This window comes from Rhodovulum sp. 12E13 (assembly GCF_003340565.1).
GTDB lineage: Bacteria > Pseudomonadota > Alphaproteobacteria > Rhodobacterales > Rhodobacteraceae > HLUCCA09.
The window spans coordinates 1-20,510 of sequence record NZ_QPLK01000007.1 but is presented as its reverse complement, the minus strand read 5'-3'; the positions used below and the strand labels follow the sequence as shown (position 1 = coordinate 20,510).

Annotated in this window: 15 protein-coding genes and 1 pseudogene; 9 read left to right on the top strand and 7 right to left on the bottom strand. The window is 73.2% G+C overall.

Features of this window, described 5'->3' with window-relative positions:
- Positions 1 to 213 precede the first annotated feature (213 nt).
- On the top strand, positions 214 to 2,430 hold the full coding sequence (locus DLJ49_RS22385) for a glycosyltransferase family 2 protein (protein ID WP_233488856.1): 2,217 nt from the start codon (positions 214 to 216) through the stop codon (positions 2,428 to 2,430).
- Between the two features lie 192 nt (positions 2,431 to 2,622).
- Here the strand turns inward: DLJ49_RS22385 and DLJ49_RS07995 are convergent, their stop codons facing one another.
- The 4 genes from DLJ49_RS07995 to DLJ49_RS07980 form a co-directional block, all read right to left on the bottom strand.
- The gene (locus DLJ49_RS07995) at positions 2,623 to 3,186 is read right to left on the bottom strand and encodes a sarcosine oxidase subunit gamma (protein ID WP_115393018.1); all 564 of its coding nucleotides are present in this window, start codon (positions 3,184 to 3,186) and stop codon (positions 2,623 to 2,625) included.
- Entirely contained in the window at positions 3,179 to 6,172 is a 2,994-nt protein-coding gene (locus DLJ49_RS07990; protein WP_115393017.1) for a sarcosine oxidase subunit alpha family protein, read from the bottom strand. The genes DLJ49_RS07995 and DLJ49_RS07990 overlap by 8 nt, the downstream gene beginning before the upstream one ends.
- Positions 6,169 to 6,513 carry a sarcosine oxidase subunit delta gene (locus DLJ49_RS07985; RefSeq protein WP_115393016.1) on the bottom strand — a complete coding sequence of 115 codons (345 nt, stop codon included), beginning with the start codon at positions 6,511 to 6,513 and terminating at the stop codon, positions 6,169 to 6,171. The genes DLJ49_RS07990 and DLJ49_RS07985 overlap by 4 nt, the downstream gene beginning before the upstream one ends.
- A gap of 555 nt (positions 6,514 to 7,068) precedes the next feature.
- On the bottom strand, positions 7,069 to 7,347 hold the full coding sequence (locus DLJ49_RS07980) for a hypothetical protein (protein WP_115393015.1): 279 nt from the start codon (positions 7,345 to 7,347) through the stop codon (positions 7,069 to 7,071).
- Positions 7,348 to 7,733: 386 nt separating this feature from the next.
- On the opposite strand from DLJ49_RS07980, the gene DLJ49_RS21720 reads away from it, so the two are divergent.
- A complete protein-coding gene (locus DLJ49_RS21720) occupies positions 7,734 to 7,901 on the top strand; it encodes a hypothetical protein (protein WP_158547422.1) in 168 nt (55 codons plus the stop codon).
- A 269-nt stretch (positions 7,902 to 8,170) separates the two neighbouring features.
- Here DLJ49_RS21720 and DLJ49_RS07970 read toward each other — a convergent pair whose 3' ends face one another.
- Complete coding sequence (locus DLJ49_RS07970) at positions 8,171 to 9,415, bottom strand: sarcosine oxidase subunit beta family protein (protein WP_115393013.1); 1,245 nt, start codon at positions 9,413 to 9,415, stop codon at positions 8,171 to 8,173.
- Positions 9,416 to 9,739: 324 nt separating this feature from the next.
- Between DLJ49_RS07970 and ccmI the strand changes: the two genes are divergently transcribed.
- From ccmI to DLJ49_RS07935, 7 genes and pseudogenes are all read left to right on the top strand, one after another.
- Positions 9,740 to 10,969, top strand: coding sequence for a c-type cytochrome biogenesis protein CcmI (ccmI, locus tag DLJ49_RS07965; RefSeq protein ID WP_115393012.1), 1,230 nt, complete (start codon positions 9,740 to 9,742; stop codon positions 10,967 to 10,969).
- A 142-nt stretch (positions 10,970 to 11,111) separates the two neighbouring features.
- Positions 11,112 to 11,594 (top strand): Holliday junction resolvase RuvX, encoded by a 483-nt coding sequence (gene ruvX, locus DLJ49_RS07960; RefSeq protein ID WP_115393175.1) that lies wholly within the window; start codon positions 11,112 to 11,114, stop codon positions 11,592 to 11,594.
- 1 nt (position 11,595) lies between these two features.
- Positions 11,596 to 11,868, top strand: coding sequence for a DUF1289 domain-containing protein (locus tag DLJ49_RS07955; RefSeq protein ID WP_115393011.1), 273 nt, complete (start codon positions 11,596 to 11,598; stop codon positions 11,866 to 11,868).
- A gap of 546 nt (positions 11,869 to 12,414) precedes the next feature.
- Complete coding sequence (locus DLJ49_RS07950; RefSeq protein ID WP_115393010.1) at positions 12,415 to 13,809, top strand: M20/M25/M40 family metallo-hydrolase; 1,395 nt, start codon at positions 12,415 to 12,417, stop codon at positions 13,807 to 13,809.
- Between the two features lie 42 nt (positions 13,810 to 13,851).
- Positions 13,852 to 16,608: a phosphoenolpyruvate carboxylase gene (locus DLJ49_RS07945; RefSeq protein WP_115393009.1), complete on the top strand. Its 2,757-nt coding sequence runs from the start codon at positions 13,852 to 13,854 to the stop codon at positions 16,606 to 16,608.
- Positions 16,609 to 16,702: 94 nt separating this feature from the next.
- Positions 16,703 to 18,163 carry an IMP dehydrogenase gene (guaB, locus tag DLJ49_RS07940; RefSeq protein WP_115393008.1) on the top strand — a complete coding sequence of 487 codons (1,461 nt, stop codon included), beginning with the start codon at positions 16,703 to 16,705 and terminating at the stop codon, positions 18,161 to 18,163.
- Between the two features lie 346 nt (positions 18,164 to 18,509).
- A pseudogene (locus DLJ49_RS07935) lies at positions 18,510 to 18,872 on the top strand (integrase core domain-containing protein); the annotation flags it as partial.
- 89 nt (positions 18,873 to 18,961) lie between these two features.
- On the opposite strand, the gene cobS reads toward DLJ49_RS07935, so the two are convergent.
- Both cobS and DLJ49_RS07925 read right to left on the bottom strand, forming a co-directional pair.
- A complete protein-coding gene (cobS, locus tag DLJ49_RS07930) occupies positions 18,962 to 19,714 on the bottom strand; it encodes an adenosylcobinamide-GDP ribazoletransferase (protein WP_115393007.1) in 753 nt (250 codons plus the stop codon).
- Positions 19,711 to 20,510, bottom strand: an 800-nt coding sequence (locus DLJ49_RS07925; protein ID WP_147277284.1) for a nicotinate-nucleotide--dimethylbenzimidazole phosphoribosyltransferase, incomplete at its 5' end; no start/stop codon positions are given. The genes cobS and DLJ49_RS07925, both read right to left, overlap by 4 nt.

Genomic DNA, 20,510 nt, shown 5'->3' with positions numbered 1-20,510 from the left:
GCCGCGCGCTGTTCCCGCGCCGCGGTCGCAGACGTGCTCCCGCCCGAGCCCCCGCCAATGCGCCCCCCCAATGTGCCCCCCCAATGTGCCCCGCCCGGCGGCTTCGCCCCATTCCCGCCAAATCTTGATGCGATCGTAGGCCGTGCGCGTCAGGATGGCCCCGCGCGCGACGAACGACACGGCCGGCAGACGATCCGGGGGACCCTGACAGACATGTCCGAGCGGGCTGGCATCACCATCCTGTCGATGATGAAGGACGAGGGTCATTCGCTCGTCGAATGGCTGGCCTACCACCATGCCGCCGGCGCGGACCGGATCGTCGTCTACACCAACGACTGCACCGACGGCACCGACCGGATGCTCGACCGGCTGCAGGCGATGGGCCTCGTTCACCACTTCCGCAACGAGGTGCCGGCAGGCAGGAAGCCACAGCCCCACGCCCTGTCGCTCGCCGAGGCCAACCCCGCCGTGACCGGAAGCGACTGGCTGCTCGTGATGGACGCGGACGAGTTCGTCACCGTCAGGACCGGCGGGGGCCGCCTGCCCGACCTCGTCGCGGCACTGCCGGAAGGCACCGACGCCTGCGCGATCACCTGGCGCTTCTTCGGCTCGTCCGGCCTGAGCGACTGGAATCCCGGCCTCGTCACCGAGAGCTACACGCGCGCCGCGCCCGACGCCTTCCGCAAGGGCTGGGGGGTCAAGACGCTCTTTCGCCCCTTCCCCCACTTGAAGCTCGGCATCCACCGCCCCACCGTCCACGGCGCCCGAACCGACGCTGCGCGCGCACGCGCCCTGGCCGCGCAGAGATGGGTCAACGGCTCGGGCCGCCCGATGCCCGCCGATTTCGTGCGCGCAGGCTGGCGCTCGACGAAGCCGACGCTCGGCTACGGCCTCGCCGAGATGAACCACTATGCCGTCAAGAGCCGCGAGGCCTACCTGCTGCGGCGGCTGCGCGGCAACGTGAACCTCAAGCAGGACAAGTACGACGCCGCCTACTTCGCGCTGTTCGACCGCAACGAGGAACGCCACGAGGGTGCGCTTCGACTCGTGCCGGAGACGCGCCGGCTGATGGCAGACTGGCTCGCCGACCCCCAGCTCGCCCGCCTGCAGGACGAGGCGCTCGCCCACCACGCCGCCCGTGTCGCGCACCTGCGCGCCACCGCCGATTACGCACGCTGGATGGAAGAGCTCGAGCACGCGGCGTCGGTGCCATTCGACCGCCTCGACAGGATCCTCTTCACCCAGCACCTGCCCAGGCCCGTGCAGGAGAAGGTCGCCGAGTACCGCGCCGCCGGCGTGCCGGACAAGGTGCTCGCCCTTCTGGTCGCGCGCTCGCGCACCGGGCGAAAGCGCGCCGCCCGCGCCGCCCTGCGCGACGCCGCAGGCGAGACGCCCACGGACACCGGACAAGACGGCGCCCCCCTGCCCGCCCCCGCCCGCCTGGGGCGCGAGGCGCGCCTCCATCTCGTCGCCACGATGCGCAACGAGGCGCCCTACCTCGTCGAATGGCTGGCGCACCACCGCGCGCTCGGCGTGACCGACATCACCGTCTTTTCCAACGACTGCACCGATGGCACCAACCTGATGCTCGACCGGCTGCAGGCGATGGGCGTCCTGCGCCACCACGACAACCCCGTGGGCAAGGGGATGGACCCGCAGCGCCGCGCCTACTGGCGCGCCAACCGGATGGACGCGGTGCGCGGCGCCGACTGGCTGCTCGTCATCGATGCCGACGAGTTTCTGAACCTTCACGCGGGCGACCGCACCCTGCCCGCCCTGCTCGAGGAGACCGGTCACCCCGACGCGATCTCGCTCGGCTGGCGGCTGATGGGCTCGGGCGGCGCCGCGCGCTGGGTCGACGCGCCGGTGACGGGCCGCTTCACCCGCGGCTGCTCGCTCGAGGCGCCCGAGAACGGGCTGGTGCGGGGGGTCAAGTCGCTCTTTCGCCCCGCGGCCTTCGACTATTTCGGCGTCCATCGCCCCCGCTTCGAGAAGACCCGCAAGACCCTGCCGCCCGTGCGCTGGCTCAACGGCTCGGGGCAGGAGATGAGCGAGGCCATCCTGCGCAAGGGCTGGCGCTTTCCCGGCGGGGAAGAGGGCTATGCGCTGGGACAGGTCAACCACTACGCTGTCAAGAGCCGCGAGGAGTTCCTGCTCAAGCGGCTGCGCGGCACCGCCAATTCGAAGGACAGGGACCGGATCGACATGGGCTACTGGGAGCGCTTCGACCTCAACGGCGAGACCGACACCACGATCGAGACAGAGCGGGCGGCCGAGGAGGCCGAGCGCCTGCTGGCCGACGCCGACCTCGCCGCCCTGCGCCGCGCCGCTGTGGCGACGGCGCGGCGCGTGCTCGCGGCACAGCTCGAGGACGCGCGGCTGCGCGCCTTCGTCGAACAGGGCGAGAGCGCGCCACGCGCCGCCGAATAGGGCGTGTGCAGGGGGCGCCGTGGCAGGGGGCGCTGCCCCCGTCGCCCGTTCCGGGCGACTCCCCCGGGATATTTGAAGCAAGAAGAAGCCGGAGGCGCGGCGCGCGCAGGCGAGGGATGCGACGGGCTGGCGGGCCGTCGTGCCCGGCGGGCACGCGGTCCGCGCCGCCCGGAGCGAGACGCCGCGCGCCCGTCAGGCGAAGTGGCCGACCGCGCCGCCAGGGGCCGCGGCGCCGGCGAGCAGGTCGAACGCGTAGCGCGCGACCGAGCGGAAGCAGACGAGGGTGATGCCCCCCTCCTCCATCCAGAACGCCGCCGGCACCTGCGCCAGGCGGGTGCGGCGCAGCTCGCCCGGCTCGAAGGCCCCGGGGGCGAGATCGACCGGCGCGAGCTTGGCCAGCGCCTCGCGCGCGCCCGCCCCCTCGAGGCGGAAGACCGCCCGCATGTCGGAGACGTCGGCGGCGAGGTGGTGCGCGCCGGACAGGCGCTCGGCGATGGTCGCCAGCGCGGCGGGCACGTCGCCGCGCTGCACGATCAGCAGCACCTCGTCGGGCGCCATCCAGCCGGCGCAGGCCGGGCCGGCCGCCTCGATCCGACGCAGGCCCGGCACGGCGCAGCCGGTAACGGCGCGCACCGCCTCGGCGAGCGCAGGCGAGGAGAGGTCGCCCTTGAGAGCGATCATGCCGGGGGCCGGCACCTCGCGCACTGTGGCAAAGCCTTCGGCCTGCGCCGCGCCCAGAACCGTCGCGTCAGACATCCTGTTTCTCCCCTTCGGCGTCGTAGAACACCGGCTCGACGATGCGCGCCCTGTAGGTTTTCCCGTCGGTACCGGGGAAGGTGAGCACCTCGCCCATCCGCTCGGGACCCCGCTCCACGAGCCCCATGGCGATGCCGCGGCCGAGCGTGGGCGAGTGGTAGGTCGAGGTCACCCGCCCGATCATCCGCCGCTGGCCGAGTTCGGTCCTGCCCGGCGCGACCGCATAGGCGCCATCCGGCAGGACCGCGCCGTCGAGCGTCTCGAGCCCCACGAGCTTCCAGCGCGCGGGGTCGGTCATGTGGGGCCGTTCCTGCGCGCGCTTGCCCAGGTAATCGTCCTTCTTCTTCGAGATCGCCCAGTCGAGGCCGAGGTCCTGCGGGATCACCGTGCCGTCGGTCTCGTCGCCGATCATGATGAAGCCCTTCTCGGCTCGCATCACGTGCAGCGCCTCGGTTCCGTAGGGCTGCGCGCCCAGGTCGGCGCCCACATCGAACAGCCGCTCCCAGAGTTCCAGCGCGCGGTGAGCAGGCACGGCCACCTCGTAGGACAGCTCGCCCGAGAACGAGATGCGGAAGACGCGGGCGGGGATGCCGGCCAGTTCCCCCTCGGACCAGGCCATGAAGGGCAGCGCCTCGCGGCTCACGTCCATGCCGCCCAGCCGCTCGAGCGCGGTGCGCGCGTTGGGGCCGACCACGGCGATCTGGCCCCATTGCTCGGTGACGTTGAGGGTGTGAACCTGCCAGTCCCACCACTCGCATTGCAGCCAGTCCTCCATCCAGGCGTGGATGCGGTCGGCCCCGCCGGTGGTGGTGTGGCAGAGCCAGGTGTCGTCGGACAGCCGCGCCACCACGCCATCGTCGGTGAGAAAGCCGTTCTCGGTGCACATCAGCCCGTAGCGACAGCGGCCCGCCTTCAGCTTGCTCATGTTGTTGGTGTAGAGCATGTCGAGGAAACGCCCCGCGTCGGGCCCCTTCACGAGGATCTTGCCCAGGGTCGATGCGTCAAGCAGGCCGAGGGATTGCCGCGCGTTCTTCACCTCGCGCGCAACCGCGTCCTCCACGCTCTCGCCCCTGGCCGGATAGGCGTAGGGGCGGCGCCAGTGACCCACCGGCTCCCACCGCGCGCCGCGGGCCTCGTGCCAGTCGTGCATCGGCGTGCGGCGGATCGGCTGGAACGTCTCGCCCCGCGCCTCGCCCGCGATCGAGGCGAGCGAGATCGGCGTGTAGGGCGGGCGGAAGGTGGTGGTGCCGACGCGCGGGATCTCCTCGTTCAGCGCCTGGGACAGGATCGCCAGCCCGTTGATGTTGCTCAGCTTGCCCTGATCTGTCGCCATGCCGAGCGTGGTGTAGCGCTTGGTGTGCTCGACCGACTCGAAGCCCTCGCGCGCGGCGAGCTGCACGTCGGAGACCTTCACGTCGTTCTGGAAGTCGAGCCACATCTTCTCGCGCTGGCTGACCCCGGCCTCCTCCGGCATGACCCAGACGGGGGTCAACGGCGCCTCGACGGGCGCGTCGAGCGTCACCGGCTCGGCGGTTTCCGCGGTGAACCCGGCGGCCTGCACGGCGCTCCTGCCCTGCGCCGCGCCGCTCTCGGCAGCCTCGCCGGCGCGCAGCGCCCCGTTCGCCGCGCCCGCGCAGAGCACGAAGCCCTCGCCGTCGCGGCCCTTCGGCGGCAGGCCGGGATCGGGGTAGAAGAAGGCGCCCTCGTCGGCCCACAACAGCTTGCCCCCGCAATGCGACCAGAGGTGGACGACCGGCGACCAGCCGCCCGACATCGCCACCGCGTCGCAGGGCACGTGCCGCCGCACGGCGCCCTCGGCCAGCGGGCCGACATCGACGCCTGTCACGCCCGCCCGTCCGCGCACCTTGTGCACCGCGCCGCCGGTCATCACCTCGATGCCCTGCGCGCGCGCCATCTCGGCCAGCGCGCCGCCACCGCCCGTGCGGGCGTCGACGATCAGCGGCACCTCCAGCCCGTGCGCCACCAGCGTCAGAGCCGTGCGGTAGGCGTCGTCGTTGTTCGTCACCACCACCGTCCGGCGGCCCGGCGCGGTGGCCCAGTTCACCACGTAGTCTCGCACCGCCGAGGCGAGCATCACGCCGGGCACGTCGTTGCCGGGGAAGGACAGCGGCCGCTCGATGGCGCCGGTGGCCGCGATCACCTGGCGGGCGCGGATCTTCCACAGCCGGTGGCGGGGCGCGTCGCCCCCCGGCGCATGGTCCGACACCCGCTCGTAGGCCAGCACGAAGCCGTGGTCGTACACGCCCGCACCCATGCAGCGGGTGCGCATCTTCACGTTGGGCATCTCGCGCAGCCGGGCGAGCGCCTGCGCCACCCGCGCCTCCCCGCCCTCGACGTCGACCGGCGTGCGGCCGCCCCAATGGGGCGTCTGCTCGATCAGCAGCACCCGAGCGCCCGACGCGCCCGCCTCGATCGCCGCGTTCAGCCCGGCGATGCCGCCGCCCACCACCAGAACGTCGACGAAGGCGTGGAAATGCTCGTAGCGGTCGGCGTCGGGCTTCTTCGGAGCGCGCCCGAGTCCGGCCGAGGCGCGGATCACCGGCTCGAACAGGTGCTTCCACGCCGGCCGCGGATGGATGAACGTCTTATAGTAGAAGCCCGCCGGCAGAAAGCGGGCAAGCAGGCCGTTGACCGCGCCCACGTCGCGCTCGAGCGAGGGCCAGTGGTTCTGGCTCTCGGCCCACAGGCCGTCGAAAAGCTCGGTCGTCGTCGCGCGCTGATTGGGCTCGGCCCGGGCACCGCGCCCCAGACCCACCAGCGCATTCGGCTCTTCCGCTCCCGACGCCACCAGCCCTCGCGGCCGGTGATACTTGAACGAACGCCCCAGCACGCCCTGCCCGTTCGCCATCAGCGCCGAGGCGAGCGTGTCGCCGGCATAGCCCTTCAGCCCCTTGCCGTTGAACTTGAATTTCAACCGGGTCGCGCGGTCGATCAGCCGCCCGCCCGTCTGCAGACGCAGGCTCATCGCGCGCCCTCCATGACGGGAAGTTTCCGGGTCGCGCCCGGCCGCTTGGCCTCGATCGCGTCGAGCACGTGCTGCGGGGGCCGCGCGGTCTGCGCCGGATAGGTGCCGAACACTTCCAGGCTCACCGTGCAGCGCGCGGCGATGAACCACTTGCCGCAGCCATTGGCATGGCGCCACCGCTCGAGATGCACGCCGCGGGGATTGTCGCGCAGGAAGAGATATGACTCGAAATCGTCGTCGGTCGCGCCGGGGCCGTGGCGCGTCAGATGCGCCTCGCCGCCGGGCGCAAGCTCGGTCTCGTCGGCGTCGATCCCGCAATGGGGGCAGGTCAGCAGGAGCATGGGTCAGGTGCCTCCCTCTCGGTCGGGGCGGAAAGCAGAAGGTCTCCACCCCGCTCGTGCAGGGTGGAGACGGTGAGCAGGCCGATATTGGCAGCCTGGAAACGGGCGGCCGTCTGGCCGGGGGCACCGAAGCGCCGGACCTCCACGAGCTCGTCGCCGAGGTTGCCGCGGCGGGGGTGTCTGTCCGTGGCGTGCCTGCGCGCAGCGCCCCGCGTCCCGGCCGCCGGGTTCCGGCCCGTCGTCGCGCAGCCGGTTTCCGGCCCCACTGGCGGGCGAGGTCGACTGGCAGCAGGCGGTCGGTGACGACGGGGAGCGGCGTGGCGCCCCCCGGCATGCCGAAACGGTAAAACGAGGCCGGCCGCGCGGAGGATCTTGGATCCGGTCGACCCGATCCCCCCGGCAGCGCGCCCCAAACCCGCGACGGCGCCAGACGGGCGCCGCAACAGTCGTGCGGCGCCGGCCCGGCGCCCCGGAAACGCGGCCGTCATGAGGCCGCCCCTTGCGCGGCGCCCGCGGGCGACCCGGCGTGCGGGCACCCGGGCGAAGGCGCCGGGCCTACTGCTCGGCGGCGGGGACGCCCTCCACGTCGGCCGGCTCACCCTCGCCGTAGGTCGGGGCGGTCGCGGCGGCTTCGCCGTCTGCCGTGCCGCCGGCGCTCTCGGTCCGGCCGATGTCCGCCCCCTCCCAGTTGCCGAAGAAGACGAAGGAAAACACGATCGCGCCGATGACGATGACGGTTCCGATGATGACGTTGTTCGACCCGCCCCGCCTCGACTTGCCGCCGAGGGTGCGGTGTTGCTCGCTGTCGGGGGTGTTCCGCTGCTGCTGAGCCATGACGATGCTCCTGTCGTTGCTGACAGGGGCGCAACGAGAGGAAAGGGGGCGACGTTCCGCCGGCGCCCCGGTACCGTGATCGTCCTGCCCGTGCGGAGGGCCGCAGGAGCGGACGCGGAGGCGCGATGCGACCGGGGCGCCCCATGCGACACGGCGGCGCCATGGCGCCGCCGCGCGCGCGCCGCATTCCGCTGAGACAGAGGCGGCCGGGACAGGCCCCCGCAACGGACAGGAGACGCGCCATGGACATGACGACCCTCGGAGTCGCGCTCGTGGTGATCGCCACGGCAGGGCTGCTCTACACCCGGATGAGAGCCGCCCGGACCGACGACGACGACAGCTGAGGCGCCGGCGGGCCGGCCAGCGCCGGCTCGCCCGCGCGCCCTGTGACGACCGATTTCCTCGGTGCCACGCGGCCCCTGGCGCGCGCCATGCTGGTGACTCTTGCGGCGATGCGCCCCTGCGCGGCGCGCAACCGGCGCGGCACGGCGGGCTGCGCCTATACCGGCGCCCATACCGGCGACGTTACCGTTTGTGGCGGGGGCGGCGACTGACCGCCTCGACCGGAAGAGCGGATGGGTTGCGCCCGCGATCTGCCCTTCGCCGGCCGGCTGCTGCCGATCGTCACCGCGCTCTCCGGCGCGCTCATCCGCGGCGCACATCGCCCACGCCGGCCTCCCTTCCGCGCCAGAACGGAACCCGAGAACGGCGTCTGGGCCCTCTCCCGATGGCGTGCCGGGCGCCGCGCCGCCGAGGATGGCGGCGGGGCGCAGAGCTTCGGTCGGAGCGCCGATGGCGGCGGAGGCGATTGACCGCACCATCCTCAGTGCGCCACCCCCGCGGCGACGCTCTCGTCGATGAACCGGCCCTCGCGGAAGCGCTCGAGCGTGAAGGCCGAAGCGAGCGGCGAGCCGCCCCTGGCCATCAGTTCGGCCATCGCCCAGCCCGAGCCGGGAATCGCCTTGAAGCCCCCCGTGCCCCAGCCGCAATTGATGAAGCAGTTGCCGAGCGGCGTCTTCGAGATGATCGGCGAGCGGTCGCCGGTCATGTCGACGATGCCGCCCCAGTGGCGCAGCATCTTGAGCCGCGAGATGATCGGGAAGGTCTCGATCAGCGCGCGCACCGTCTCCTCGATGTGGTGGAAGCTGCCGCGCTGGGTGTAGTTGTTGTAGCCGTCGGCGCCGCCACCGATCACCATTTCGCCCTTGTCGGACTGGCTCATGTAGCCGTGCACGGTGTTGGCCATCACCACCACGTCCATCACCGGCTTGATCGGCTCGCTCACCAGCGCCTGCAGCGCCACCGACTCGATCGGCAGGCGGAAGCCCGCCATCTCGGCCAGCGCGCCGGAATGGCCCGCCACCACGATGCCGAGCTTGTCGCAGTCGATCGGCCCGCGCGTCGTGTCCACCCCCATCACCTGCCCGTTCGACGAGCGCACGCCGGTCACCTCGCATTTCTGGATGATGTCCATGCCCATCGCCGAGCACGCCCGCGCATAGCCCCAGGCCACCGCATCGTGCCGGGCGGTGCCGGCCCGCGCCTGCCACAGGGCGCCGAGCACCGGGTAGCGGGGGCCCTCGATGTTGATGATCGGGCACAGTTCCTTCACCCGCTCGGGGCCGACGAACTCCGTGTCGACGCCCTGCAGGGCGTTGGCGTGGGCGGTGCGCCTGTAGCCGCGCACCTCGTGCTCGGTCTGGGCCAGCATCATCACGCCGCGCGGGCTGAACATGACGTTGTAGTTGAGATCCTGGCTCATCGTCTCGTAGAGCGCGCGCGCCTTTTCGTAGATCGCGGCCGACGGATCCTGCAGGTAGTTGGAGCGGATGATCGTGGTGTTGCGGCCGGTGTTGCCGCCCCCCAGCCAGCCCTTCTCGAGCACCGCGACGTTCGTGAGGCCGAAGTTCCTGCCGAGGTAGTAGGCCGTGGCGAGGCCGTGGCCGCCTCCGCCGACGATGATCGCGTCGTATTTCCGCTTGGGCTCGGGCGAGGCCCAGGCGCGCTCCCACCCCTCGTGGTGGCGGGCGGCCTCGCGGACGATGGCGGCGGCGGAATAGCGGCGCATGATCTCACGCTCCCTGCGGATTCTGCTGCGGGCTGGCCTTTCCGGTTTGGCAGGCGGGGGGATGTGCGCCACGCCTGCAAGCGGCAGGATGGTGACGGATTGCGACAGCGGGAAGGGCGCGGCGTGGCCGGGGGGCGGCCCAGGTCGCCGCGGCCGGGACGGGCGCGGGGCGGGCGCGGGGCGGGCGCGGGGCGGGCGCGGCGCAGACCGCACGACACCCGGCCGGACGCCGCGCCGGCAGGCCCGTTGGAAGCGTTGTCGCGGGGGGTTCCGGGCGGGGCGGGCCTCGACTATTTCGGAGCGCAGGCAGGACGAGGAGACGCCATGCTGTTCTGGATCGTGGCCGCGGGGCTGGCGCTCGCCGTGACGGGGCTGATCGCGCTCGCCCTGCTCCGCGCGCAGGATGCCGAGGCCGAGATGGAGCGCTTCGACATCCGGATCTACCGCGACCAGCTTGCCGCGGTGGACAAGGATCTCGCGCGCGGGCTTGTCGGCGAGGAGGAGGCCGAGCGCCTGCGCACCGAGATCAAGCGGCGCATCCTCGAGGCCGACCGTGCCTCTGCCGAGACCGGGCCGACGGGCCGCGCACCGAAGGCCGCGACCCTCGTCACCGCCGCCCTGTCGGGCGTGGCGGTGCTCGGCGGCAGCCTCTGGCTCTACACCGTAATCGGCGCGCCCGCCTACCCCGACATGCCGCTGGTGGCCCGTCTCGACGACGCCGCCGAGCGCCGCGCGACCCGCCCGACGCAGGCGCAGGCCGAGGCAAGCCTGCCTTCCGCGCCCGATCCCTCCGCTTCGGCCGATTTTCTCGAGCTGATGGACCGGCTGCGCGCGACGGTGGCCGAGCGCCCCTCGGACCTCGACGGCCATCGCCTGCTTGCGCGCAACGAGGCGGGCCTCGGCAATTTCGCCGCCGCCCATGCCGCGCAGAAGCGGGTGATCGAGATCCTCGGGCCGGCCGCCACCGCCCGGGACTGGGCCGATTACGGCGATCTCATGGTGCTGGCGGCGGGCGGCTACGTCTCGCCCGAGGCCGAACGCGCCTTCGAGGAGGCGCTCGCCCGCGACCCCGGCAACGGCACGGCGCGCTACTACATGGGCGCCATGCAGCTGCAGACCGGCCGGCCCGACCTCGCCTTCCGCATCTGGCAGGCACAGCTGCGCGAGGGGCCGGCCGACGCCCCGTGGATCGGCCCGATCCGCGCGCAGATCGAGCAGGCCGCCGCGCGGGCCGGCATCGACTATCGGCTGCCGCCCGCCCCCGAAGGCACCGCGCCCCGAGGCCCCGCCCCCTCCGACGTGGAAGCGGCCGAGGGCATGAGCCCGGCCGAGCGGATGCAGATGATCGAGGGCATGGTCTCGGGCCTGTCGGAGCGGCTGGCCACCACCGGCGGCCCCCCCGAGGACTGGGCGCGCCTGATCCGCGCCTATGGCGTGCTCGGCCGGCGCGAGCAGGCGGCCGCGATCTGGGCAGAGGCGCAGCAGGTCTTCGAAGACGAGGTCGCGCGCCTGCCCATTCTGCGCGCTGCCCGCGACGCAGGCGTGGCGCAATGAGGCGCGCGGTGCCCGGCATGGCTGAGGGCGGCATGGTCGTGCCGGCATATCCCGACCGGACGGAGGCGGGCGACGGCGCGGCACGGGGCGGCGCCCTTCGGCGCGCAGCGGTGCCGTGCCCGAACGGAAGGCCGCGGGCGCCGTGATCTGCGAGACGATCGAGGACTTCGCCGGCGCGGTGCCGCCGGGCCGGCCGATCGCCGGGCTCGATCTCGGCACGAAGACGATCGGCGTGGCGCTCTCCGACCGGCTGCTCGGCTCGGCGACGCCGGTCGAGACGCTGAAGCGGACGAAGTTCGGCGCCGACGCCGCGCGGCTTCTGGAGCTGCTCGGCGGGCGCGAGGTGGGCGGCGTGGTGCTCGGCCTGCCCCGCAACATGGACGGAACGGAAGGGCCGCGCGCCCAGTCCGCGCGCGCCTTCGCCCGCAACCTCGAGCGGCTGACCGATCTGCCGATGGCGTTCTGGGACGAGCGGCTGTCGACCGTGGCCGCCGAGCGGGCGCTGATCGAGGCCGATGCCAGCCGCGCCCGCCGGGCCGAGGTCATCGACAAGGTCGCGGCCGCCTACATCCTGCAGGGTGCGCTCGACCGCATGGCGCATCTGCGCGTCGAAGAGAGGGAGTGACATGGGCCGAGACGACGTGTGGCGCCGCGACGAGCCGGAGAGCCCCTGCATCAAGGTCTGCCAGATCCATCCGACCGAGCGGATCTGTGTCGGCTGCTTCCGCACGATCCAGGAGATCGGCATGTGGTCGGTCATGAGCGCCGACGAGCGGCGCGATGTGCTGGCCGACCTGCCCGACCGCGCAGGCCGCGTGAAGCGGCGCCGCGGCGGCCGCCGCGCCCGCGCCGGGAGCGCGCCCGGCCCGGCGGATCGGGGCGAGCCGCCCAAGCTCTGAGCGGCCCCGCCGGCAGCGCCCGGGCAGCGTCGCCCGTGCCGCGTGCGGGAGAGCTGCGGGTTTCGGCCCCCGACGCGCGCGGGGGCCGTGCAATCGACCCGGCTGCCTGCTTCCGGTGGCGGCCGGCCCTGCCGGTTTCGCTCCGGCCCTGCCCGTCCCGGTCCACCCCGGCCCTGCCCGGCGCGGCGCGGCCGCGCCGTTACCGGCATGGGCGCACCGCCGCTTGCCCCGCGCGACCGCGCCGGCGCCAGCCGGCGCCGGGCCCAACGGAGCGAGCCGCCGCAAGGCGGCGAACGGAGGCGGGAGGGCCCCGTTTTTCGCCCTGCCCGCCCGGTGGCCGGCGGCTGCCCGCCCCGTCCCTCCGCCGGCCCCGTCCCTCCGCCGGCCCCGTCCCTCCGCCGGCCCCGTCCCGCCGCCGGCCCCGTTCCGCCGCCGGCACCGTCCCTTCACCCGCCCCGTCCCTTCACCCGCCCCGTCCCTCGCCCGCCGGCTGGACACGGGGGCGCGTGCTGGTAGGGTCGCGCTCCCGACCGCAGGAGGCCCGCCATGAAGGACGCAGACCCCATCCTCGACCCCGTGCTCGCCCGGATCGACGCCGATCTCGACGCCGCGACGGCCCGGCTGATGGAGCTGCTGCGCATCCCCTCCATCTCGACCGACCCCGCCTATGCGGCCGAGTGCAGGCGCGCCGCCGACTGGCTCGTCGCCGACCTCGACAGCCTCGGCTTCGACGCCGCCCGCCGCGACACGCCGGGCCACCCGATGGTCGTGGCCCATGCCGCGCCCGAGGGCGCGCCGGCCGGGCGCTATCTCTTCTACGGCCATTACGACGTGCAGCCGGTCGACCCCCTGCACCTGTGGCACCGCGACCCCTTCGACCCCGCCATCGAGCAGACGCCGAACGGCCCCGTGATCCGCGCCCGCGGCGCGGCCGACGACAAGGGCCAGCTGATGACCTTCGTCGAGGCGTGCCGGGCGTGGCGGGCGGTCCACGGCACCCTGCCTGCCAACCTCACGATCTTCTTCGAGGGCGAGGAGGAATCGGGCTCGCCCTCGCTCGTCCCGTTCCTCGAGGCGCACGCCGACGAACTGCGCGCCGATCTCGCGCTGATCTGCGACACCGGCCTCTTCGCCGACCGCGTGCCCGCCATCGTCACCCAGCTTCGCGGCATGCTGCAGGAGGAGATCACCATCACCTGCCCCGACCGCGACCTGCATTCCGGCATGTATGGCGGCGCGGCGATGAACCCGATCCGCGTGCTGGCCCGCGTGCTCGCCGCGCTCCACGACGAGACGGGCCGGGTGACGATTCCCGGCTTCTACGACGGTGTGCCCGAGCTTGCGGACGAGATGCGCGCGGCGTGGCAGGCGCTCGGCTTCGACCACGAGGCGTTTCTCGGCGCCGTGGGGCTGCGCGACCTCGCGGGCGAGCAGGGGCGCATGGCGCTCGAGATGCTCTGGTCGCGCCCCACGGCCGAGCCGAACGGAATCGTCGGCGGCTATACCGGCGACGGCTTCAAGACGGTGCTGCCGAGCCAGGCCTCGGCCAAGGTCTCGTTCCGCCTCGTGGGGGCCCAGGACCCGCTTGCCATCCGCGCCTCGTTCCGCGCGATGGTGCGTTCCATGGTGCCCGACGACTGCACGGTCGAGTTCCAGGGCCACGGCGCCTCGCCCGCGAGCCGGATGGACACCTCCAGCCCCGCCTTCGAGATCGCGCGCCGCGCGCTGACCGACGAATGGGGGGAAGCGGCGGCCTTCGTCGGCTCGGGCGGCTCGATCCCCGTGGCGGGCTACTTCAAGTCGGTTCTGGGGATGGATTCGTTGCTGGCAGGGTGGGGCAAGGACGACGACGGCCTGCACTCGCCCAACGAGAAATACGACGTCGAGAGCTTTCACAAGGGCATCCGCAGCTGGGCGCGGGTGCTGGCGGCGCTGCGCTAGGGCCGCGCCCCTCGCCCGACCCACGAGGCGAAAGGCACGCGCATGGGCGAACCCGACCTGCACGCGAAGGCCGACGTGACGCTCGGCTTCCTGATGCGCGCCTTCGCCGAGGTGCTCGACACGCTCGGCGAGGGCGCGGTGGCCGACGCCCTGCCCTGGCCCGACCTGCACGGCCGCGGCCGCGGCCCCGCCGGCGGCGACGGGCGCGCGCTCGGCCATGCCGACCTGCAGGCATATTCCGTCGCGCTCCAGCTCATCGGAGCGGCCGAGGAGAACGCCATCGCGCAAGACCGCCGCGCCGTCGAGACGGCCGGGCGGCTCGCTGCCGATTCCGGCTCGTGGGACCAGCACTTCGCCCGGCTGCAGGCGGCGGGGCAGGACGGCGCGGCCATCGCCGCCGCCCTGCCCCTTCTGCGCGTCGAGCCGGTGCTGACGGCGCACCCGACCGAGGCCAAGCGGCGCACCGTGCTCGACCATCACCGCGCGCTCTACCGCCTGCTGGTGGAGATGGAGAACACGATGTGGACGGGCGCCGAGCGCGCCGCGCTCGAGGACGAGGCGCGCGCGGTGCTCGAGCGGCTGTGGCGCACCGGCGAGATCTATCTCGAGAAGCCCACGATCGCCGACGAGCGGGCCAACGTGGTGCACTACCTCACCACCGTCTTTCCGCATGTCCTGCCCTGGGTCGAGCGGCGGCTCGCGGCGGCCTGGTCGCGGGCGGGCTTCGACCCCGCGCTCCGGGCCGGGCGGGCCGCGCGGCCCCGCCTCACCTTCGGCGACTGGGTGGGGGGCGACCGCGACGGTCACCCGCTGGTCGACGCCGAGACGACGCGCGAGACGCTCGCGCTCTTCCGCGCCGAGGCGCTGCGGCTCCAGCGCGCGGCGCTCGATACGCTCGGCGCGCGGCTGAGCCTGTCCGCACGGCGGCAGGCGCCGCCCGCGGGGCTGGTCGAGTGGATCGCCGCGCGGGCCGAGGCGCTGGGCGATGCCGGCGCGGCCGCCCTCGCGCGCAACCCCGACGAGCCGTTCCGGCAGGCGGTGGGCCTGATCGCCGCCGCCCTTCCGCCCGAGGCGGGCCCCTGCCCCGCTGCCTGCCACGCGACCGGCGCCGCCTACGCGGCCGATCTGCGCCGCCTGCGGGGCTGGCTCGTCGAGGCTGGCGCGGAACGGCTCGCCGAGGCCGATCTCGACCCGGTGCTCGACCGGGCGGAGTGCTTCGGCCTGCATCTGGCCACGCTCGACATCCGCCAGAACAGCGCCTTCCACGACCGCGCGCTCGGACAGCTCCTCGCCGCCGCCGGCGAGCCCGAGGGGGCACGCTTTGCCGACTGGCCCGAGAAGCGGCGCGCGGCGCTGGTCGCCCGCGAGTTGCACCGCGCCCGCCCCTTCGCGCCGCCGGGCGCCCCTGTGGGGCCAGAGGCCGACGCGATGCGCGAACTCTACCAAACGCTGGCCGACCACGTCGCCCATCACGGCACGGAAGGACTGGGCGCGCTGATCGTCAGCATGACCCGCAGCGCGGCCGACCTCTTCGCCTGCCATCTCTTCGCCCGCGAGACGGGCCTGATGCGCCGCGACGCGGAGGGGCCGTGGCTGCCCCTGCCCGTCGTGCCGCTGCTCGAGACGATCGACGATCTCGAGCGCTGCGAGGAGGTGATCGACGCCTACCTCGCCGAGCCGGTCGCGCGCCGCTCGCTCGACCGGCAGGCCGAGGCGGCGGGCGAGCCCGAGCCGGTGCTGCAGGTGATGATCGGTTACAGCGACAGCGGCAAGGACGGCGGCTTCGCCGCGTCGTTCTGGGCGCTCTACCGCGCGCAGTCGCGCCTCGTGGCGCTGGGGCGGCGGCACGGCGTGCGCATCCGCTTCTTCCACGGCCGCGGCGGCGCCATCGGGCGGGGGGCGGGGCCGACCCACCGCTTTCTCGCCGCGCTGCCGCCCGGAGCGCTCGGCGGCGATCTGCGAATGACCGAGCAGGGCGAGACGGTGGCGCAGAAATACGCGAACCGGGTGACGGCGGCGCATCACCTCGAGCTGCTGCTCGCGGGCGCGCTCGGCGCCACCCTCGACCGGCGCGACGACCCGCCCGAGCTGCTCGCCGCGATGGACAATCTCGCCGACGAGAGCTTTGCCGCGTGGCGCGGGCTGGTCGAAGCCGAGGGCTTTCTCGACTTCTTTGCCGCCGCCACCCCGATCGACCTGATCGAGCAGAGCCGCCACGGCTCGCGCCCTGCCCGCCGCACGGGCCGGCGCACGCTGGGCGACCTGCGTGCGATCCCCTGGGTTTTCGCGTGGAACCAGGCGCGCTTCCTCCTGCCCGGCTGGTACGGCCTCGGCACCGCGCTCGAGCGGCTGCAGGCGCGCGCGCCCGACCTGTTCGCCGCGCTTGTCGCCGCCAAGGCCGAAGAAAGCCGCTGGCCGCCGGTGCACTTCCTGGTGTCCAACGCCGCGACCGCATGGGCGCGCGCCTCGACCGACCGGATGGCCGACTACGCTGTGCTCGTGCCCGACCGTGAGGTGGCCGAGCGCTTTCTGGGAACCGTGCAGGCGGAACACGCCCGCACCGGTGCCGCGCTGGCCGAGATCTACGGCGCGCCGGTGGCCGAAGCCCGCCCCGCCGTCCAGCGCCGGCTTGACCGCCGCGACGCCGCGCTTGCCCCTCTGCACGCCCGCCAGATCGCGCTACTCACCGATTGGCGCGCCCGCCGCGAGGGCGGCGACGCGGCGGCCGCCGACGCGCTGCTGCCGGAGTTGCTGCTCTCGGTCAACGCCATCGCCTCGGGCCTCGGCGCGACGGGCTGAGCCCGACCCTCGCTGCCCTTCCCACCGGTCTTTCCCCGCCCTTCGATCCGTGCCAGAAGCCGCCGCACCGCAGCCACATGGGGAGATGACGACGATGGAGATTCGGGAAGCGCTCACCTTCGACGACGTCCTCCTCGTGCCGGGCGCGAGCCAGGTGCTGCCGAGCCAGGCCGACCTGCGCACCCGGCTCACCCGCGCGATCACGCTCAACATCCCGCTCATCAGCTCGGCCATGGACACGGTGACCGAGTCCGACATGGCCATCGCCATGGCGCAGGCGGGCGGCATGGGCGTGATCCACCGCAACCTCGACATCGACGCGCAGCAGAAGGAGGTGCGCCGCGTCAAGCGCTTCGAGAGCGGCACGGTGTACAACCCCGTCACGCTGCGCCCCGACCAGACGCTGGCCGACGCCAAGGCGCTGCAGGAGCGCTACCGCATCACCGGCTTCCCAGTGGTCGACGAGGCACGGCGCGTGGTCGGCATCGTCACCAATCGCGACATGCGCTTCGCCACCGACGACGCGACGCCCGTGCACGCGATGATGACGGCCGACAACCTCGCCCTGCTGCGCGAGCCGGTCGACCCGGCCGAGGCGCGTTCGCTGATGCAGGCCCGGCGGATCGAGAAGCTGCTGGTGGTCGACGCCGAGGGGCGTCTCACGGGCCTCCTGACGTTGAAGGACATCGAGAAGGCGGTGCTCAACCCCGGTGCCTGCAAGGACGCGCTCGGCCGCCTGCGCGTGGCCGCCGCGACCACGGTGGGCGACGCCGGTTTCGAGCGCTCCGAGGCGCTGATCGACGCCGGGTGCGACGTGATCGTCGTCGACACCGCGCATGGCCACTCCGCTGGCGTGTCGCGGGCCGTCGAGCGGATCAAGCGCGCCTCGAACGAGGTGCAGGTGATCGCCGGCAACGTGGCGACGGCCGAGGCCACGCGCGCCCTGATCGGCGCCGGCGCCGACGGGATCAAGGTGGGCATCGGACCCGGCTCGATCTGCACGACGCGGATGGTGGCCGGCGTGGGCGTGCCCCAGCTGACGGCGATCCTCGATTGCGCGGCCGCCGCGCGCGAGGCCGGCGGCGACGTGCCGGTGATCGCCGACGGCGGCATCAAGTTTTCCGGCGATTTCGCCAAGGCCATCGCCGCAGGCGCCGATTGCGCCATGGTGGGCTCGATGCTCGCCGGCACCGACGAGAGCCCGGGCGAGGTGATCCTCTACCAGGGGCGGTCGTTCAAGAGCTACCGGGGCATGGGCAGCATGGCCGCGATGGCCCGCGGCTCGGCCGACCGCTACTTCCAGGCCGATGCCGCGACCGACAAGCTGGTGCCCGAGGGCATCGAGGGTCAGGTGCCCTACAAGGGGCCGGCAGGCACCGTGATTCACCAGCTGATCGGTGGCCTGAGGGCGGCGATGGGCTATACCGGCTGCGCCACCGTCGAGGCGATGCGCGGCGGCGCGCGCTTCGTGCGCATCACTGGCGCCGGGCTGAAGGAAAGCCACGTCCACGACGTGCAGATCACCCGCGAGTCGCCCAACTATAGGCTTGGGTAATCAAAGGCTTGGGGGCTGAAGAACGGTGAGATCCGCCTTGGAAGGGAGCCAGAACATAACCGGACATTACCAGGAACATCGCATCCGTGACTGATGCAGACTGATGCAAAAAAGGATAAGAATTCGGGTGAACTGATGCAGGCTGCCGGTGTGGAACGGCCCCGCAGAGGCGTGGCAACAGATGGCGGCTCTCGGCCGCGAGCTGCCATTCGGGCCAACCGCCGGCGCTGCAGCGCGACAATCTGGGTGAGATCAGCGCGACAATCAGGATGGCGGACTGCTGCGCTCCATGATGGCTCCGCAGCCGTCCATGGCCGCGTCAACCGCTCGCTTCAAGATGTGCTACGGCAAGGAGTTCACCGACCGGCTGTTCGGCCTGCGCAAGCGTGCTGCAACGGGCAACCACGAGTTCGACCGTCTCTGCGCCGACCTCGGGATCGAGCATCGCCTCGCGCCGCCGATGCGGCCGCAAACGAACGGCATGGTCGAGCGGTGCAACGGCCGGATCGAGGACGTCCTGCAGAGCCACCGTTTCCGCTCCGGCGAGGACCTCGAACAGACGATCCTGCGCTACGTCCGCCTCTACAACGGCCAGCTCCCGCAATCCGTCCTGAAGGGCAGAACGCCCAACGACGTGCTCAAGGATTGGCACCACCAAAGGCCGGAGCTCTTCAAGAAACGGCCGCACACTCACAGGGGATCTGACACTCAAGGCTTGAATGCCGAAGCCGCCGGAACGGTCGATCGTTGCGGGCCGGATGCGGTGTCCGGGCGGCGCGGCGGTGCAGCCGGCTCGGCTCAGATCGGGGATAGCGAAACGGAAAGGGCGATCCAGCCGGCCGCTTCGGATGCAAGCTGGACGGCGCCCAGCACGTCACCGGTCTGGCCGCCGAGGCGGCGACGGGCGGTCATGGCAAGCGCCGCCGCCGCGGCGCTCATCGCGGCGGCGACGGGCACGGCCGTCGCGCCGAGAGGGATCAGGCAGACAAGGGCGATAACGCCGCCCGTCGCGACTGCCCGCCCCCCTGGCGCATGGGCCGCAGCGCCGAGGCCGTCGGCCCGCGCTGGCGGCAGAAAAACGAGGGCGGCGAGCATCGCGCAGCGGCTCGCCACGGCGATGGCGACGAAAGCGACGGGCGCGACCCCTGCCCCGAGATCGGCGATCGCGGCCCCCATGGCAGCCACGACCAGGCCGAGCGCCAGCACGCCGTAGCTGCCGATCCGGCTGTCACGCATGATCTCGAGCCGCTGCGCCCGGTCAGACCCGCCCAGGCCGTCGGCGAAGTCGGCCAGGCCGTCGTGGTGCAGCCCGCCGGTGACGGCGGCGAGCGCGGCGAGGGCCGCGACCGCGGCGACCGCGGCGGACGCCCCGAGGCCGAGCGCGCCCCAATGCAGGAGGCCCGCGATCAGCCCCACCGGCACGCCCACGAGCGGATAGGCCCAGCGGGACCGGGCAAGCGGGATGTCATGCGCGATCCGTCCCGCGGGTAGGCGCGTGAGCAGCATCAGCGCAAGGCGCGCCTCGTCCCACCGGCGCCGGAGGGCGCTCATCCGCCCGCGATCCCCGCCTCCGCGAAGGTCGCCATGCCGTCGTGGCAGGCGAGCGCCCCGCGCAGCAGGCCGAGGGCGAGTGCGGCCCCGGTGCCCTCGCCCAGTCGCAGGCCCAGATCGAGCAGCGGCGCGAGGTCCATCGCCGCGAGCAGGCGGGCGTGGCCGGGCTCGGCGCTGCGATGCCCGGCGAGGCAATGGGCGATCAGGGCGGGGTCGGCGGCGTACAGCGGGGCCACCGCCGCGGTACAGATGAACCCGTCGAGGATCACCGGAATCCGCGCCGCACGCGCGGCGAGCACCGCGCCGCAGAGCGCGGCCTGTTCGCGCCCGCCGAGCGCCGCGAGGGTGCCCATGGGCGAGAGGCCCGCATGGCGCGCCACCCCGCGCGCCACGACCTCGGCCTTGCGCGCCACTCCGGCGGGATCGGCGCCGGTGCCCGGCCCGGACCAATCGGCCGCCGTGCCGCCGAAGAGCGCGTGGGCCAGCGCGGCGGCGACCGTGGTGTTGCCGATACCCATCTCGCCGAGGATCAGCACGTCCGACGAGGCATCGACCGCATCGGCCCCGGCGCGCAGCGCGGCGAGGGCGTCGGGCTCGGTCATCGCCGGCGCCTGGGTGAAATCCGCCGTGGGCCGGTCGAGATCGAGGGCCACCACCGACAGCTCGGCACCGGCCACCCCGCAAAGCTGGTTGATCGCCGCCCCGCCGGCGCGGAAGTTGGCCACCATCTGCGCCGTCACCGCCTGCGGGAAGGGGTTGACCCCCTGCGCGCAGACCCCGTGGTTTCCGGCAAAGA

Excerpts from the sequence above, each read along its gene's own strand:
- DLJ49_RS22385 (WP_233488856.1), top strand. The coding sequence starts at position 214 with ATGTCCGAGCGGGCTGGCATCACCATCCTGTCGATGATGAAGGACGAG.
- DLJ49_RS07995 (WP_115393018.1), bottom strand. The coding sequence starts at position 3,186 with ATGTCTGACGCGACGGTTCTGGGCGCGGCGCAGGCCGAAGGCTTTGCC.
- DLJ49_RS07990 (WP_115393017.1), bottom strand. The coding sequence starts at position 6,172 with ATGAGCCTGCGTCTGCAGACGGGCGGGCGGCTGATCGACCGCGCGACC.
- DLJ49_RS07985 (WP_115393016.1), bottom strand. The coding sequence starts at position 6,513 with ATGCTCCTGCTGACCTGCCCCCATTGCGGGATCGACGCCGACGAGACC.
- DLJ49_RS07980 (WP_115393015.1), bottom strand. The coding sequence starts at position 7,347 with ATGGCTCAGCAGCAGCGGAACACCCCCGACAGCGAGCAACACCGCACC.
- DLJ49_RS07970 (WP_115393013.1), bottom strand. The coding sequence starts at position 9,415 with ATGCGCCGCTATTCCGCCGCCGCCATCGTCCGCGAGGCCGCCCGCCAC.
- ccmI (WP_115393012.1), top strand. The coding sequence starts at position 9,740 with ATGCTGTTCTGGATCGTGGCCGCGGGGCTGGCGCTCGCCGTGACGGGG.
- DLJ49_RS07955 (WP_115393011.1), top strand. The coding sequence starts at position 11,596 with ATGGGCCGAGACGACGTGTGGCGCCGCGACGAGCCGGAGAGCCCCTGC.
- DLJ49_RS07950 (WP_115393010.1), top strand. The coding sequence starts at position 12,415 with ATGAAGGACGCAGACCCCATCCTCGACCCCGTGCTCGCCCGGATCGAC.
- DLJ49_RS07945 (WP_115393009.1), top strand. The coding sequence starts at position 13,852 with ATGGGCGAACCCGACCTGCACGCGAAGGCCGACGTGACGCTCGGCTTC.
- guaB (WP_115393008.1), top strand. The coding sequence starts at position 16,703 with ATGGAGATTCGGGAAGCGCTCACCTTCGACGACGTCCTCCTCGTGCCG.
- cobS (WP_115393007.1), bottom strand. The coding sequence starts at position 19,714 with ATGAGCGCCCTCCGGCGCCGGTGGGACGAGGCGCGCCTTGCGCTGATG.